The 14984-nt window shown below is 47.7% G+C and carries 16 protein-coding genes; 14 read left to right on the top strand and 2 right to left on the bottom strand.

The window, feature by feature from the left end; all coding sequences use genetic code 11:
• Positions 1 to 95 precede the first annotated feature (95 nt).
• The 3 genes from FB479_RS12980 to ybaK all read left to right on the top strand — a co-directional run bounded on the left by FB479_RS12980 (position 96) and on the right by ybaK (position 2981).
• Entirely contained in the window at positions 96 to 638 is a 543-nt protein-coding gene (locus FB479_RS12980; protein ID WP_142065500.1) for a GNAT family N-acetyltransferase, read from the top strand.
• A gap of 170 nt (positions 639 to 808) precedes the next feature.
• A complete protein-coding gene (locus tag FB479_RS12985) occupies positions 809 to 2386 on the top strand; it encodes a glutathione ABC transporter substrate-binding protein (protein ID WP_142065502.1) in 1578 nt (525 codons plus the stop codon).
• Between the two features lie 115 nt (positions 2387 to 2501).
• Positions 2502 to 2981, top strand: coding sequence for a Cys-tRNA(Pro) deacylase (ybaK, locus tag FB479_RS12990; RefSeq protein WP_142065504.1), 480 nt, complete (start codon positions 2502 to 2504; stop codon positions 2979 to 2981).
• A 40-nt stretch (positions 2982 to 3021) separates the two neighbouring features.
• Here the strand turns inward: ybaK and FB479_RS12995 are convergent, their stop codons facing one another.
• Complete coding sequence (locus FB479_RS12995) at positions 3022 to 3843, bottom strand: hypothetical protein (RefSeq protein WP_142065506.1); 822 nt, start codon at positions 3841 to 3843, stop codon at positions 3022 to 3024.
• 388 nt (positions 3844 to 4231) lie between these two features.
• Here FB479_RS12995 and FB479_RS30925 point away from each other — a divergent pair, with 388 nt between their 5' ends.
• From FB479_RS30925 to FB479_RS13015, 5 genes are all read left to right on the top strand, one after another.
• Complete coding sequence (locus FB479_RS30925; protein ID WP_255438376.1) at positions 4232 to 4615, top strand: hypothetical protein; 384 nt, start codon at positions 4232 to 4234, stop codon at positions 4613 to 4615.
• Positions 4616 to 4654: 39 nt separating this feature from the next.
• Positions 4655 to 4948 carry a helix-turn-helix transcriptional regulator gene (locus tag FB479_RS30930; RefSeq protein ID WP_255438377.1) on the top strand — a complete coding sequence of 98 codons (294 nt, stop codon included), beginning with the start codon at positions 4655 to 4657 and terminating at the stop codon, positions 4946 to 4948.
• Between the two features lie 147 nt (positions 4949 to 5095).
• On the top strand, positions 5096 to 6070 hold the full coding sequence (locus FB479_RS13005) for an ABC transporter substrate-binding protein (RefSeq protein WP_142065508.1): 975 nt from the start codon (positions 5096 to 5098) through the stop codon (positions 6068 to 6070).
• A 135-nt stretch (positions 6071 to 6205) separates the two neighbouring features.
• Entirely contained in the window at positions 6206 to 7537 is a 1332-nt protein-coding gene (locus FB479_RS13010; protein ID WP_142065510.1) for an LLM class flavin-dependent oxidoreductase, read from the top strand.
• Between the two features lie 125 nt (positions 7538 to 7662).
• Positions 7663 to 8157: a VOC family protein gene (locus FB479_RS13015; RefSeq protein WP_142065512.1), complete on the top strand. Its 495-nt coding sequence runs from the start codon at positions 7663 to 7665 to the stop codon at positions 8155 to 8157.
• Between the two features lie 31 nt (positions 8158 to 8188).
• On the opposite strand, the gene FB479_RS13020 is transcribed toward FB479_RS13015, so the two are convergent.
• The gene (locus tag FB479_RS13020) at positions 8189 to 9205 is read right to left on the bottom strand and encodes an LLM class flavin-dependent oxidoreductase (RefSeq protein ID WP_142065514.1); all 1017 of its coding nucleotides are present in this window, start codon (positions 9203 to 9205) and stop codon (positions 8189 to 8191) included.
• A 346-nt stretch (positions 9206 to 9551) separates the two neighbouring features.
• Here FB479_RS13020 and FB479_RS13025 point away from each other — a divergent pair, with 346 nt between their 5' ends.
• The 6 genes from FB479_RS13025 to FB479_RS13050 all read left to right on the top strand — a co-directional run bounded on the left by FB479_RS13025 (position 9552) and on the right by FB479_RS13050 (position 14984).
• Complete coding sequence (locus FB479_RS13025; protein ID WP_142065516.1) at positions 9552 to 9809, top strand: glutaredoxin family protein; 258 nt, start codon at positions 9552 to 9554, stop codon at positions 9807 to 9809.
• Positions 9810 to 9902: 93 nt separating this feature from the next.
• Positions 9903 to 10922, top strand: coding sequence for a methionine ABC transporter ATP-binding protein (locus tag FB479_RS13030; RefSeq protein ID WP_142065691.1), 1020 nt, complete (start codon positions 9903 to 9905; stop codon positions 10920 to 10922).
• Between the two features lie 2 nt (positions 10923 to 10924).
• The gene (locus FB479_RS13035; protein WP_142065518.1) at positions 10925 to 11575 is read left to right on the top strand and encodes a methionine ABC transporter permease; all 651 of its coding nucleotides are present in this window, start codon (positions 10925 to 10927) and stop codon (positions 11573 to 11575) included.
• 30 nt (positions 11576 to 11605) lie between these two features.
• Positions 11606 to 12448, top strand: coding sequence for a MetQ/NlpA family ABC transporter substrate-binding protein (locus FB479_RS13040; protein ID WP_142065521.1), 843 nt, complete (start codon positions 11606 to 11608; stop codon positions 12446 to 12448).
• A gap of 21 nt (positions 12449 to 12469) precedes the next feature.
• Positions 12470 to 13822, top strand: coding sequence for an LLM class flavin-dependent oxidoreductase (locus FB479_RS13045; RefSeq protein ID WP_142065692.1), 1353 nt, complete (start codon positions 12470 to 12472; stop codon positions 13820 to 13822).
• 4 nt (positions 13823 to 13826) lie between these two features.
• A complete protein-coding gene (locus FB479_RS13050) occupies positions 13827 to 14984 on the top strand; it encodes a M20 peptidase aminoacylase family protein (RefSeq protein ID WP_142065523.1) in 1158 nt (385 codons plus the stop codon).

A 14984-nucleotide genomic window follows, 5' to 3' on the forward strand; every position in this document is an offset into this window, starting at 1 on the left:
CGGGTGTAGGAAGGGAAGAGAGATTCGTAAAGAGTCTCTCTTTTTCTATAGCTCGTGGTATTACCTTATGCTATCCTTTTTCTGGAAAGGGGTTGATGCTTGTGAATCTGTGGGAAGGAAAGAAGGTTAGATTACGCGCCGTCGTTCCCGAGGATTGGCAGAAGTTTCACGGAAATGATCAAGATTCGGAGATAGCAAGAGCATCTGATGCCATTTATTTTCCTAGATCGGAAGCCGGAGCAAGATTGTGGACAGAGCAGCAAGCAGCCAGAGTCCCTGACGGAGACAATATGCGGCTTGCGATTGAAACCTTGGATGGAGAATTGGTAGGCACGATCAACTCGCATCACTGTGATTCCCGGAATGGAAATTTTCAATATGGAGTGGCCATTTTCCGCGGCTATCATCGCAGAGGATATGCTTCGGAAGCCGTAAAGATTTTTCTCACCTATTTTTTTCAGGAGCTGCGCTATGAGAAAGTAACGGCACATGTTTTTGCTTTTAACGAAACATCGAAACGATTGCAGGAACACCTCGGCTTTCAACTGGAAGGCACGCTTCGGAATATGATCTATACGAACGGCCAACATTATGATGAATACATATATGGGCTGTTAAAAAGTGAATTTGTCAGATAGTCTTGAACAACTCTCTCGCTGCTATAGGGGAGAGTTTTTTGTTTATATATAAAGTTGTAAAGAAACTGAAAATAAAGGTAAACAAAATGAACATGTAATGACAGAATATTATCTAAAATAAAACATGTTTGAATGCTAAAACATTTGTAACAAGAATTGGGGGAACACAGATGAAAAAGAAGAGCTTTTATCACACGCTGATTGCCATGACGATCGCGATATCTGCGGCTTTGGCAGGGTGTTCGTCGGGGCAGGATGCGTCCACTAACCCTGGACAAGCAGGGGGTACTGCGGAAGCTGGCAAAACAGGAGGAACCCTCGTCATCGCTCGTCTGTCCGATGCGAACAACCTCGACCCGCATTTCCTGTCCCAAATCCCTTCAGCAGCAATCGTTCATCACAAAGTATACGAAGGGCTTGTGCGCATGGATAAAGAAAGCAAATACGTCCCATCCCTGGCAAGCGAGTGGAAGCAGCTCGATGACCTGACGTGGGAGTTCAAGCTTCGTCAAGGCGTGACGTTCCATGATGGCGCACCTTTCAATGCGGAAGCAGTAAAGGCTACAATCGCGCGCGTTCAGGACCCTGCCGTTGGCTCTAGCCGGATGAATATGTTTGAAGCCATCAAAGAAGTGAAAGTGGTAGATGAGTACACGGTACAATTTCTTCTGAATTATCCGTACGCACCGCTCTTGTCTGTTTTGGCGAGTGCAGAGGGTAGCATCATCAGCCCGAAAGCCATTGAACAATATGGAAAAGATTTGAGCAAGAATCCAACTGGTACGGGCCCGTACAAATTCGAGAAATGGACGCCGGGCCAAGAAGTGATTCTCGTAAGAAATGATAACTACTATGGCGGTACACCAAATTTGGAGAAAGTCGTTTTCAAAACCGTACCGGAAGACACGACGCGCCTTGCCATGGTTGAGACAGGAGAAGTTCACGTGGCAGAAAACCTGCCTGTAACAGACATTGATCGCGTGCAAAATTCTGCATCGATGCAATTGGGTCGATACCCTGGTTTCTCTGTCGATCATATCGGATTGAATACAAGGAAAAAGCCGTTTGATGATATGCGTGTCCGCCAAGCCATTGCCCACGCAATCGACAAGAAAACCATTATTGCAGGCGTTTACAACAGCGTGGGAACGCCAGCGCACTCCTCGATTACACCAGCGATGGTTGGATACAGCTCGAATGTAAAAGACATTCCGTATGACGTCGAGAAAGCGAAGCAATTGCTCGCAGAGGCTGGATATCCAAACGGCTTCAAAGCAAAAATCGCGTTGAATGACAACAAGGCACGGATTAGCGTAGCCGAGGTTTTGCAGCAACAGCTGAAGCCAATCGGTATTGACCTGCAACTGGATGTGATGGAATTCGGGGCTTATATCGAAGCAGCGTCCAAAGGTGAGACTGACCTGTTCATGAGTGGATGGGGAAATGCTACCGGCGATGCCGACTACAACCAAGCGAACCTGTATCACTCGAAAGCACATGGCGCACCTGGTAATCATTCCTTCTACAACAATCCGGAAGTAGACAAGCTGATTGACGAAGGACGCAAAGAAACAGACGCAGAAAAACGGAAGCAACTCTATGAAAAAGCACAACAAATCGAAATGAACGAAGCTCCGCTCATCCCGTTCCGATTCTCCGAGAACTTGGCGGCGATTCAAAAGAATGTGCAGGGTGTATGGATTAGCCCTGCTGGTCATATTGAGATTGACGAAGTAACGATTCAATAATACGAGGCGCCGCTGACATGATTATGTCAGTGGCGTTTTTTGGTTGAAAAGTAGAACGCCATCCCCTAAGATAGATTATATTTTGTTGACCAGCGTGTAGTGGAGGTGGTATGGCGTGAAGCAGGGAAAAACGAATGCGATGCGGATATTGGAAAAAGAAAAAATCGCATACACCATGCTGACATATGCAACGGATGATGGAAAAATCGACGGAATCGCTGTCGCCCAAAAGATCGGTCGCGAAGAAAACGTTGTCTATAAAACATTGATTTCGCAAGGAACGAGCAAATCTTATTATGTGTTTGTCATCCCTGTTGAAGCCGAGCTTGATCTCAAAAAAGCGGCGAAAGCAGTTGGCGAGAAGAAAATCGAGATGATTCCCGTGAAGGAGATCACCAAAGTATCTGGCTATATTCGTGGTGGATGTTCGCCAGTTGGGATGAAGAAGTTGTTTCCGACAGTGATCGATCAACGAGCACAATTGCTAGAGACGATTATTGTCAGTGGCGGAAATATTGGCGTCCAGATCGAGATGGCGGTAGAGGGCTTGTTACAAGCAACGAAAGGATCCTTGGCAGATATATCTGCAATGTAAAGTAAAGAGGCCACGGCATAAGCTGAGGCCTTTTTGCTGTTTATGGAAAAAGGCCCGGCCAAACTTGGATAGGGCTGTCGCATGAGCAGCAGTTCAATTCACCAGCAAGATAAGGAAGGTGGGCAAGCAGCTTTTTATCCCCAATCTCAAGCGCACGTTGGTATAATCGCTGAAGTCCGCTGTCATTTGACAAGTCTGGTCTTTTGGCGATGATTGAAAATCGTTTCGCTGTACCGTGTGAAACGGGATCGTCTTCGTAAGCGAATAAGATCTCCTCCTCATCTGGCCATAAGTAGATAGAGTGATCGCACGTCGGACACACCGTTACATATTCGTCTCCCTCCGAAAAGGTGAGAAGCATGTTGGCAATCTCTTTGTTCCCACGAAACGCAGCGTCCGCAGCTAGTATGTAGCGCTTGTCTGTATCATGCTCTTCCATCCGTACTAGGTGAAGGATTGATTCTGTTTGCTCTGTCAGTGATAGAATGGCACGTCGGTATTCACGATAGATCTCTCTGATGGTCTCTTGATCCAATAATGAAGTGTGATCTCGTAAAAACTCCGAAGGCACCTCCATATGAAGCTCTTTTTCGCTATTGGCTTCGAAAATGCCGCAGGTTATGAAGATATCCAACAGAATATCGGGGCTTCCTGTTTTTAGCGCGATCTCTACTAAATAGGGAACGGCGGCATATGTGCATGGATAAATCGTATTTTGATGATACAGAAGTTCCCAATACAACTCTTCTTTTTCCTCAGAAAAATAGTCGTGCTGAATATGCTGGATGAGCGTAGGGACGCTATCAGAATAACCATAAGGACCTTGCAGCTTACCCCATACAGGACTAGCTAAATCTAGCATAAGAACATCACCTCTTTTGCTAAAATGAACCCACTATTTCCATTATCATAGTAAAACTTTCCTCAATCCGCTATAATTTAAGAATGATTATCATGTGCATTTTACGCATCGGATGGGGTGGACAGAGTTGAGTTCTACACATATTCAAGAAAACTTTCATCTTTTTTTCGACAGAATGAATCTGGAACCGCAACATGTGGATCAGAAAACACATCTGACTCTTCATCCAGAGATGGGCGAGGGGTATATTCGTCGGTTTCTTCCTCGGTATGATATGGAAGTTGTTGTATCCGACTATACATTTTACCGATCACAGAGTATCTCTCTTTCTACGAAAAGCCCTATGGTAGAGCTTAATTTTTGTTTAAAAGGGGAAAGAGGAATTCGGGTGCAAGGCAAAGAGCATCAATTGCTGCCTGGTCTTTGCTCGCTACAATTCATGTCAGAAGTGGAAGCGAGGTTTGAATACGGTGGAAATGAGCCGTTCCACATGCTTGGCATCGGTATTCCGGTGTCGACCTTCCATCATTTCATGGAGGAGTCGAATGGTGAGCGTTCCATTGAATTCAGGCAAGTTCTTGGAAAACAATTGTTTCGTATCTTTCAGGAAAAGCTGTCTCCTGCTGCTTCTGTTGCACTCCAACGTGTGATGCAGCACGCCGCCAAACCGGGAACGAAAAAGATTGAGATGGAAACTGGCGTATTGGGACTGCTTTCGATGGCGTTTCAATCCTTTCTGCTTGATAAGGAAACTGCGTCTGTTCCCTTATAGAAAAGCGACAAAGAAAAGATCGTACAAGCAAGGGAGATCATGTTGGAATGCATGGCGGACCCGCCTTCATTACCTGCACTGTCCCGGATGATTGGTTTAAATGATTACAAGCTGAAGGCAGGATTTAAAGCAATGTTTGGCACAACCGTTTTTGGCTACTTGCGAGAAAAGAGGCTGGAAAAAGCCTTATTTTTACTTCAACAAGGGGAAATGAATGTGACGGAAACCTCGAGTGCCATCGGATACACGAATACAAGCTACTTTGCGGAAGCGTTCCGGGAGAAATATGGTGTCAACCCAAGTGCATTCGTGAGACGTTCCTCTAACAGGTAGGCTCAGTATCCCGATAACCAGCAAACTATTCCGTCTACAGGTAGTATGGATGACCGACTAGTAGTATCATTTGGGGCGTTGATAACGAATCTCATTTACATGTCGTTTTAATGTAGGGGAGCCTCAAAAAGGAGAGAAGACCGGAGTATGCAACGACTAGGTAGTATTTTTATGGCCCTTGTTATTATTTTAGTCCTGATGATAACAGGATGCGGCGGAGGATCGGGCCAACAAACAACTGCACTAACTACGAACAAACAAGCGGGACACCAAGGCTCAACGCCTGCAAAGAGCGAGAGTGCTTTTCCACGGACGATCTCCCATCTATCAGGTGAAACGGTCATTCAGGAAAAACCAATAAAAATCGCGACGCCGTACATTGCTTTTGTTGACTACTTGGCCGTTTTGGAAGAGTATCCGATTGCTGCCCAAGGTGTATCGACCATTACGGCGAATTTTCCCAGTCTCAGTAAACGAGTGGGGGATAAAAATATCATCGATCTGGGGATGGAGGTCGATCTGGAGAAGTTGCTGGCTGTTCAGCCTGATATCATTATTGCCGCTGATGACATGCGAGACCAATACGAAAAATTATCGCAAATTGCACCAACTGTCATCTTGCCTCAGGCTGGGGATTGGCGTGAAACCCTTCAACAAATGGCTTCGATTATAGGAAAAGAGGAGAAGGCTGCGAATGTGCTAGCCGAGTTTGATCGAAAATCGGCGGCATACAAAGAACAGCTCGCGTTTCGCAGTCAGGAGTCGGTCATGTTCGTCATGTACAGAGGGAAAGAGCAGTTCATTACTTGGACCGATGGAAGATTCGATCCATTTTACAACGGACTTGGATTGAAGCGAACGGAAGGGGCTCATGAAAATGGGCAGCTCTCACTCGAGGGCCTCGCTCAACTAAATCCAGACCATTTGTTCGTCATCAATAATTGGCAAGCGCCGATCCAAGGTGGAGTGAAAGAGGCCCTGAAAGGAAGCAACGTCTGGAATAGCTTGAACGCCGTCAAAAATAACCGAGTCTATGAATTGGCAGACCCTTCGTTACCTGGACCGATGGCTCTGGCGAAAATAGACGGGATTGAAGAAATCATGAAAGCAATGGGGAAGTAAGTAGTTTAATTCATACTTGACACATTGGAATAATTACCATAATCTAATCTACAACGATTCTTGGCTGATTGGTCAACCAAAGGCTCCTGTACTTGACAGGGGCCTTTTTGTTATTTAACAAAGGAGGAACGAACCATGGGGAGCAAGAGAACATTGAAGCTAGGGACGATGATTCACGGAATCGGAGGGAATATGGGAGCGTGGCGGCACCCGAAAGCATTGGCTGACGCCAGCGTCAATCTTGGATTTTATGTGCAGCAGGCGCTGAAAGCTGAATCAGGATTGTTCGATTTTGTCTTTATTGCAGATGGTTTGTACATCAATGAAAAATCGCTCCCCCATTTTTTGAACCGTTTCGAGCCACTTACGATTTTATCTGCACTTGGAGCCGTCACCTCACGCATCGGCTTGGTTGGCACCGTATCTACCTCGTACAGCGAGCCGTTTACTATAGCCAGGCAATTTGCGTCCCTGGATCATATCAGTAGCGGCAGGGCTGGGTGGAATGTCGTGACCTCGCCTTTGGAAGGCTCAGCGCTGAACTATGGGAAAAAGGAGCATCCATCCCATGAGCTGCGATACCGAATTGCGGAGGAGTATTTGGAAGTAGTCAAAGGGCTGTGGGATTCGTGGGAAGATGATGCGTTCATTCGCGATAAGGAAGCGGGTATCTTTTTCCATCCGCAAAAAATGCATCGATTGAATCATCAAGGGGAGCACTTTTCCGTGCAGGGTCCATTAAATATCGCTCGTTCTCAACAAGGACACCCTGTTATTTTTCAGGCAGGTTCTTCTGAAAGCGGCAAGACATTGGCGGCAAAATCGGCAGACGCCGTGTTTACAGGGGCAGAAACCCTTGAGGAGGCAGCCAGCTTCTATCAGGATGTAAAAGCGCGAGCGGCGAAGTATGGACGCTCACCGGAGTCCATCTTACTATTTCCGGGGATACGCCCAATTGTCGGCAGAACAAAGGAAGAGGCGCTGCAAAAGCATCAGGAAATCGTCAATCTAGTCAGTATCGAGCATGCATTGAATTATTTGGGCCGCTTTTTTGACCACCACGATTTTACCCAATATGAATTGGATAAACGATTCCCTGATTTAGGTGAGATCGGAAGTAACGGCTTTCGGAGTACGACTGACAAAATCAAACAAAATGCCAAAGAGAACAACTGGACGTTGCGACAGGTTGCTTTGCAAACGGCCACACCTTCCAGCGATTTTATCGGAACGCCCACGATGGTAGCGGACCAAATTCAGTTGTGGTTTGAAAAACAAGCCGCCGATGGATTTATTGTCCACTCCGTTGTACCGCATGGGTTGGACGATTTTGTTGAGTTGGTAGTGCCCCTTTTGCAAGAGCGGGGGATTTATCGCGACGAATATGAAGCGGACACATTACGTGGGAACCTGGGGCTTTCCATCCCGGTGAACCGTTACGTGAAAGAACAGCATACGATCGTGTAAGTGGGCAGTTCAGGTCAGAGTTTGCATTCATTTGCAGACTCTTTTTTTTGCAATCATCCAGAATTGTTAATATAATCATACATATAATACATTAATGTTGAAAAAGGTAAAGGAGGATGTCAAGTATGATTAAAGGACTGTACGAAGCACATTTACCTGTCAAGAATCTTGCAAGATCGATTGCGTTTTACAAAGAGCTGGATTTGGAACTTGCTCATCAGACCGATACAGTGGCTTTCTTTTGGATTGAAAAAGGGCGCAGCTGGTTAGGACTATGGGAGACCGATCGGGTAGATACTCCGTATCACGTATCGTTGAGACATGTGGCCTTTCATATTGATGGAAAAGATATGACGGAAGCGAAGGAGTGGCTGGAACAGAAGGGAATAACGGTGACCACTATCTTTGGTTTCCCGCCAGAAAAGCAGCCGCTTGTTTTGCCGAATAACCCCCAAGCTCACGCTGCGATTTATTTCGAAGATCCCGACAGCAACCTGTTGGAATTCATCGCACCTTTGCGAATTGATTTTGAGGAAGCCTTTAAAATGATGACGCTAGAGGAGTGGGATCAAAGGGAAAAAAGCCGACTCGCCTCATTCACTCAAGCGGATCGGCCTTAATAAATTCATTTTGTGATCTGTCTGGCACAAATCAGGAAACGGTCAGTTCCGAAAATGCTTCCCTCAATCGCTCATATGACAGCACGCGTTTTTGAAAGTCTTTGATAGGCGCTATAATGATGACTTCCTCGATATCGTATTGATCCTGGATGACAATAAGCTTTTCCCGTACCGTGTCTTTCGTTCCGTGAATGACATTCGCTTCCTTTACCTCAATGGTATACGGTTCGACGGATTGAAGCCCGAATTCTTCCGCCTTTTTCAGACTGGTGACGGTTACGGTTTTTCCGCTTTGCAAATGGATTTTGGCGACCTTGCTTTCTTTTGCTAATTGAGCGGCTTCTTCTTCGGTATCGGCTACGATGACAGAAAGAGCAAGGAGTGCTTGCGGATTGGCGATTCTGCCTGGACGAAACTGCTTTCGGTAGGCATTAATAGCGGCTTGACTCACCGTCCCATCCTGGTTGATAAACAGGGCAAACACGTATGGAATGCCCCGGGAAGCAGCTAATTCTGCGCTTTCGAGACTCGTACCCAATAGGAATAAATCAGCAGGCTCGGGGGGAGTCGGGATGACTTTTAATCCATAAAGGGAGTGCGCAGGCGTTAGCTCGTCATGGAGAAAGTGCTCGAGTTCTACGAGTTTTTCTGCAAGAGTTCGGTTGATTCCTGTGTTCTCCTGTTGCAGTGCTTTTGTTGATAACGGAAGCCCGCCGGGAGCTCTGCCAATACCGAGATCGACACGACCAGGTGCCAGGGAAGCCAATACATGGAAATTTTCTGCTACCTTATACGGGCTGTAGTGTTGCAGCATCACTCCACCGGAACCGATGCGGATATGTTCCGTTTTCGCCAGCAAATGGGCGATGAGCACCTCTGGTGATGAGCCGACCACATGATCTAAGTCGTGATGCTCAGACACCCAGAACCGGTGATAGCCGAGCTCTTCGGCCTTCTTGACCAAGGCAATGGTGTGCAAAAAAGCCTCTGTTGCCGTTTCTCCTTCTTGGATGGGACTCTGATCCAAAATGCTTAGTTTTAGCGGCATGTTCTTCGCTCCTATTCGTAATGGAAAAGAAATAGAGGCCCCCTGATCGTACGCTTGCATGTACAAAGGGGGCCTCTGGATGACCAGTCGGCTGATTTCATAGTTATTTGCTAGGATTTTATCGGTAACCCATTTCATTGTCAATGACTATTTCAAGCTGCAATGTTTGTAATGCGATGGAAAATAGCTGTTGACGTGGCAAAGCTGTGAATGATAATATCCCAAGTAATCCGATGTGAATTAAAAATGTCGACCAGACAACTGGAGACTTCCTGCCAATGGGTAGGGGGTCTTTTTGTTTTTGGATCGCACCGGAAGCCAGTGTTGGGAGAAGGAGGAGTTGTACGTGTCAGCCAAACAAAAAGTGATTGTATGGGGGAGAAGCGGGTGCTCGTTTTGTACAGACGTCAAGGCTGTATTACAAGCGAATCAACATCCTTTTGAATGGATTGATGTAGAAGGAAAAGACGTGCTCCGCGATGTGCTGGAACTCAAATACGGCACGCGCTTAGTCCCGGTGGTGGAATTCGGCGGGGACGGCAAATACGAAGCATTGCTTCATACAGAACTGGATCAGTTAGAATCGCGATTGTCAGTTAGCTAGGGGGAAAACAACATGGGGAGCGTACAAGCGATTAGGAAGGAGACACGTACATCTCTTCCGTCCAACGGGAAAAAGGTTGAACCGATAGAGAGCATGATTGAGTTTCACGAAGTCCATAAATCATACGAAAACGGCGGCGCAACTATTGAGGCATTAAAAGGTGTTACGCTGAATGTGCACAAAGGCGACATTTTCGGAGTAATCGGTTTAAGCGGTGCTGGCAAAAGCACGCTGCTTCGCACGGTCAATCGATTGGAGCAGCCCACATCTGGCAGAGTGATTGTCGACGGGAATGATTTGTCTGTTTTGTCGGTCAAACATTTGCGGAGCTTGAAGAAAAACATTGGCATGATCTTTCAGCAGTTCAATCTGCTCTCCACGAAGACCGTTTTTGACAATGTAGCGATGCCGCTGCGGCTTGGAACCACTTCACAAAAGGAAGTTCAGGAACGCGTAGGCGAGCTCCTGTCGTTTGTAGGATTAACTGAAAAAGCGCAGAGCTATCCTAACCAGCTATCTGGCGGACAAAAGCAGCGCGTCGGGATCGCACGTGCACTGGCGACCAACCCGTCGATTTTGCTGAGCGACGAAGCAACCTCGGCGTTGGACCCGCAAACGACCGCGTCCATTCTGGAATTGCTCACAAGGGTGAACGAGGAATACAACGTTACGATTCTCATGATTACCCATGAAATGAATGTCATCAAAGAGGTTTGCAACCGTGTTGCGGTCATGGAGCAAGGCGCTGTCGTGGAACAAGGAAATGTCTTGGATGTATTTGCAAATCCTCAGACAGAGACGGCTCGCCATTTTGTCAAATCAGTGGTACGTGACGACATTCCAGCGAGCGTTTACAAGCTTCTTGAAGCGAATCAAGGGAAATCCAAGATCCTTCATATTCGTTTCATCGGGGAAAGCTCTGGTCAGCCGATGCTTTCGCAAGTAGCGAAGCGATTTGCCAGTGACGTCAATGTCCTTTTCGGAAACATCACCGAGCTGCAAGGAGTGCCATTTGGCAACCTGATTGTTGAATTGCAGGGCAACGAGCGGGAAATTGCCCGCGCATACCAATACATCCTACAGCAAAACGTCTCGGTAAAGGAGATTTCATAACGATGGAAGTCACATCCGACCAAGTCATCCAAGCCGTTTACGAAACGATTTACATGGTGAGCGTATCGCTCGTGTTTGCGACATTGATTGGCCTTCCGCTCGGCATCTTGCTCGTGGTCACGCGCAAGGGCCACATTTTAGAGAACCCGTTGATTTTTTCGATCTTGAATCCGATCATCAATGTCCTTCGTTCGGTTCCATTTATTATTTTACTGGTGGCCATTATCCCGTTGACGAGGCTGATTGTCGGGACCTCTATCGGCACGACAGCGGCGATTGTGCCCCTCGTCATCTACAGCGGACCTTACATTGCGCGCTTGGTGGAAAACTCCTTGCTGGAAGCAAACGAAGGGATCATCGAAGCTGCGGAAGCAATGGGAGCGACGCCGTTGCAGATCATTTTTCGCTTTCTCATCCCGGAAACACTCGGGTCGATTATTCTCAGCATCACGACAGCTACCATCGGCTTAATCGGAGCCACAGCCATGGCTGGCGCAATCGGTGGCGGAGGAATTGGAGACTTGGCGATTACATACGGATATCAGCGGTTCAGCACTGTGACAATTGTTGCGACCGTCGTCATCCTCGTCGTTCTCGTCCAAGGGATTCAATCATTCGGCAACGTGCTGGCCGGTAAAATTCGCCGGAACTAAGGCAACAGAAGAGACAGGAGAGAACCATCGATGAAAAAAGTAGCGCTTACCCTACTGTGCGCCTTGATAGCCATGCTCGCAGTTGGTTGCGGAAAAACAGAGGAACAGGCGGGGCTGAAAATCGGCATTCGCGGGTCGGAAAGCCGTACGTGGGACTTCGTGAAGGAACAGGCGGCAAAAGAAGGATTGCAAATTGAATTGGTTTCATTCAACGCGAATGTGAATCCAAATACCGTCCTGCTTGAGGGGGAAATCGACGCCAATGCCTTTCAGCACGTCGCTTTTTTAGACCAATTCAACACGAAAAACAATGCGCAAATCGTGCCCGTTGGCTCCACGATCATTGCACCCCTCGGGATCTACTCGGATACGTTTAAAAAAATCGAAGAAATACCGGACGGGGCAAAGATCGCCGTACCGAACGATGACTCCAACTGGGGGCGTGCCTTGCTGCTGCTCCAAGAGGCTGGACTGATTCAAGTCGTGGATAATTTCGATGGATTTGGCGGGGCGGATAAGATCAAGGCGAATCCCAAACATTTAGAAATTGTCCCCGTCGATGGTGCAACGACTCCTCGTGTCATGAAGGATGTGGCGGCCTCCATTATAAACAACGGTGTGGCAGTCGAGGCTGGTTTTCTATTAAAAGACGCTGTGTTTCATGAAAGCAAAACGGCGAAGCCATACATCAACGTGATTGCGACGACAAAAGAAAAGGCAAATAGGGAGGATGTAAAAAAGCTGGTGGCGATCTACCAGTCCAAAATCGTTTCTGATTTTATCACGGAGACGTATAAAGGAAACTACATTCCTACACAAGTTGCTGTCGAAGAACTTATCAATTTCAAACAAGCGTTTAAGAGTAAACCATAACGCGAACGAATGGGAGAAGAGCTGATGGGAAAGCGACAAATTCACTTATCCGCTTACTTAGTTGGTACGGGCATACATGTAGCGTCATGGCGGTTACCGACAGCGAAAAGAAATGCGAGTATCGACATCGAATATTATAAGCAGCTGGCTCAGACGGCAGAGCGCGGGAAGTTTGACATCGCCTTTATTGCAGACAGCTTGGCAGTCAATGAAGATTCGCATCCGAATATTCTCAATCGTTTTGAACCGATTACATTATTGGCAGCCCTCGCTGGTGCTACGTCCAAAATCGGTCTCGTCGCAACTGCATCCACCACTTACCACGAGCCCTACAATCTGGCTCGGCTGTTTGCTTCTGTCGATCATATCAGCAATGGCCGCGCAGGCTGGAATATGGTCACTACGGGCGATGCAACAGGAGAAACGGGGCGCAACTTCAGCCGTTCAACCCATGTACCACACGATCAGCGCTACGAGCAGGCAGAAGAATTCATCGATGTCGTTTCCGGCTTGTGGGATTCGTGGGAAGACGACGCATTTGTACAAGACAAAACGACGGGTGTGTTTTTTGATCCGGAAAAAATGCACCGACTCCATTACAAAGGTCAACATTACACGGTACAAGGACCGCTGAATATCGGCAGGTCCAAGCAAGGACAGCCTGTCATCGTGCAAGCAGGAGCGTCAGAACCGGGACAACGGCTGGCAGCGCGAACAGCAGAAGTCGTCTTTTCACACGTCAAGGATTTTGAGCGTGCCAAGAAGTTTTATCACAGCCTGAAAAGCAGGCTTCCTGATTACGGTCGAACTCCAGATGAACTGCACATTTTGCAAGGCATATCCCCGATTATTGCGGATACAAAGGCAGAGGCAGAGGTGATTTATGAGCAGTTGCATGACTTATTGCTGCCTGAGCAAGGCTTGCGATTTTTGTCGGGTTATTTGGGCAAAGTCGATTTCAGCAAGTATTCGCTGGATACGCCAGCAGCAGAAGTCATTTTTCCAGAAGAGAATGGCATCCAGAGTCATTTCGAATGGATGACAGAGCTGATTCGCCAAAAGAATCCGACCTTGCGCCAGTTGTACGCGTTGCTCGAAGGAGGAAGCAATCGGGAATGGATCGGAACCCCTGAACAAATCGCAGACGCGATGGAAAAATGGTTTACCCAAGGGGCGGCAGATGGATTCATGTTCATCGCTCCGATTCTCCCGCATGGTTTGGAAGTGTTCGTCGATAAGGTCATCCCGATTTTGCAAGAAAGAGGGCTTTATCGCTTGGATTACGAGGGAGATACGCTACGTGATCATCTGCATTTGAAAAAACCGCCCAATCGGTTCCGGGTCCCCAACAAGCAATTGACAGAAAGGAGATAGCGCAGTGGGAACAGGTATAGAGGCATTACGATCAACCGAACTGGAGGCCAGGCTGATTGCAATTCGCAGACAACTGCATCAATATCCCGAGGTTGCCTACGAAGAGTTCGAAACCACTCGCGCTATTCGTAAATGGCTGGAGGAAGCGGATATTCGCATCGTCGATTTCCCACTGCAAACAGGCGTAGTGGCAGAAATAGGCGTGAACAATAGTGGACCGATCATTGCACTGCGCGCAGATATTGATGCATTGCCGATTCAAGAGGAAACAGGCTTGCCGTACGCATCGAAAATCCCAGGGAAAATGCATGCTTGCGGTCATGACTTCCACACGGCGGTCATCCTCGGAGCTGCTTATCTATTGAAGCAACAGGAAAAGACACTGGTAGGAACAGTGCGGTTTCTTTTCCAACCCGCAGAAGAGAAAGGAACAGGTGCAAGGCAGTTGGTGGAGAGGGGCGTTTTGGAAGGGGTTCACGCGATCTTTGGCTTGCACAACAAACCTGATCTGGAAGTCGGGGCAATCGGGATTAAACCGGGACCGCTGATGGCAAGCGTAGATGGCTTTGAGATCGATGTGGAAGGGATCGGTACACATGCAGCCATCCCGCATGCCGGGGTAGATCCAATCGTAGCAGCTTCGCAAATCGTCACGGCTTTGCAATCGATTGTCAGTAGAAATGTAAGTCCGTTGGATAACGCTGTTGTAAGCGTGACGACCATTCACGGCGGAACGACCTGGAATGTGATTCCCGACAAAGTCGTTCTTGGCGGTACAATCCGCACCTTTCAAGAGGAGGTACGTGCGCGTATTCCCGAGCGCTTGCGTGCGATTATCGAGGGCGTAGCGTCAGCCTATGGTGCCAACGTTCATCTGCGCTGGTTTGCAGGACCACCACCTGTTCACAATGACGAGAAGCTAACGCAGCTGTCCATCGATGTAGCCAAGAAGGTTGGCTTGCAAGTCGTAACGCCCGAACCGTCTGCGGCGGGAGAAGATTTTGCTTACTATCAATTGAAAATACCCGGCTCCTTCATTTTTTTCGGAACATCGGGTACCGAGGAATGGCATCATCCGGGATTTACGCTGGATGAACGGGCACTTTTGCCTGGCGCTCATTATTTTGCCGAGCTGGCTGCTAGCGCATTAAAGGACAGGTGA

The sequence above is a fragment of the Brevibacillus sp. AG162 genome (assembly GCF_006715575.1).
Taxonomy (GTDB): domain Bacteria; phylum Bacillota; class Bacilli; order Brevibacillales; family Brevibacillaceae; genus Brevibacillus; species Brevibacillus brevis.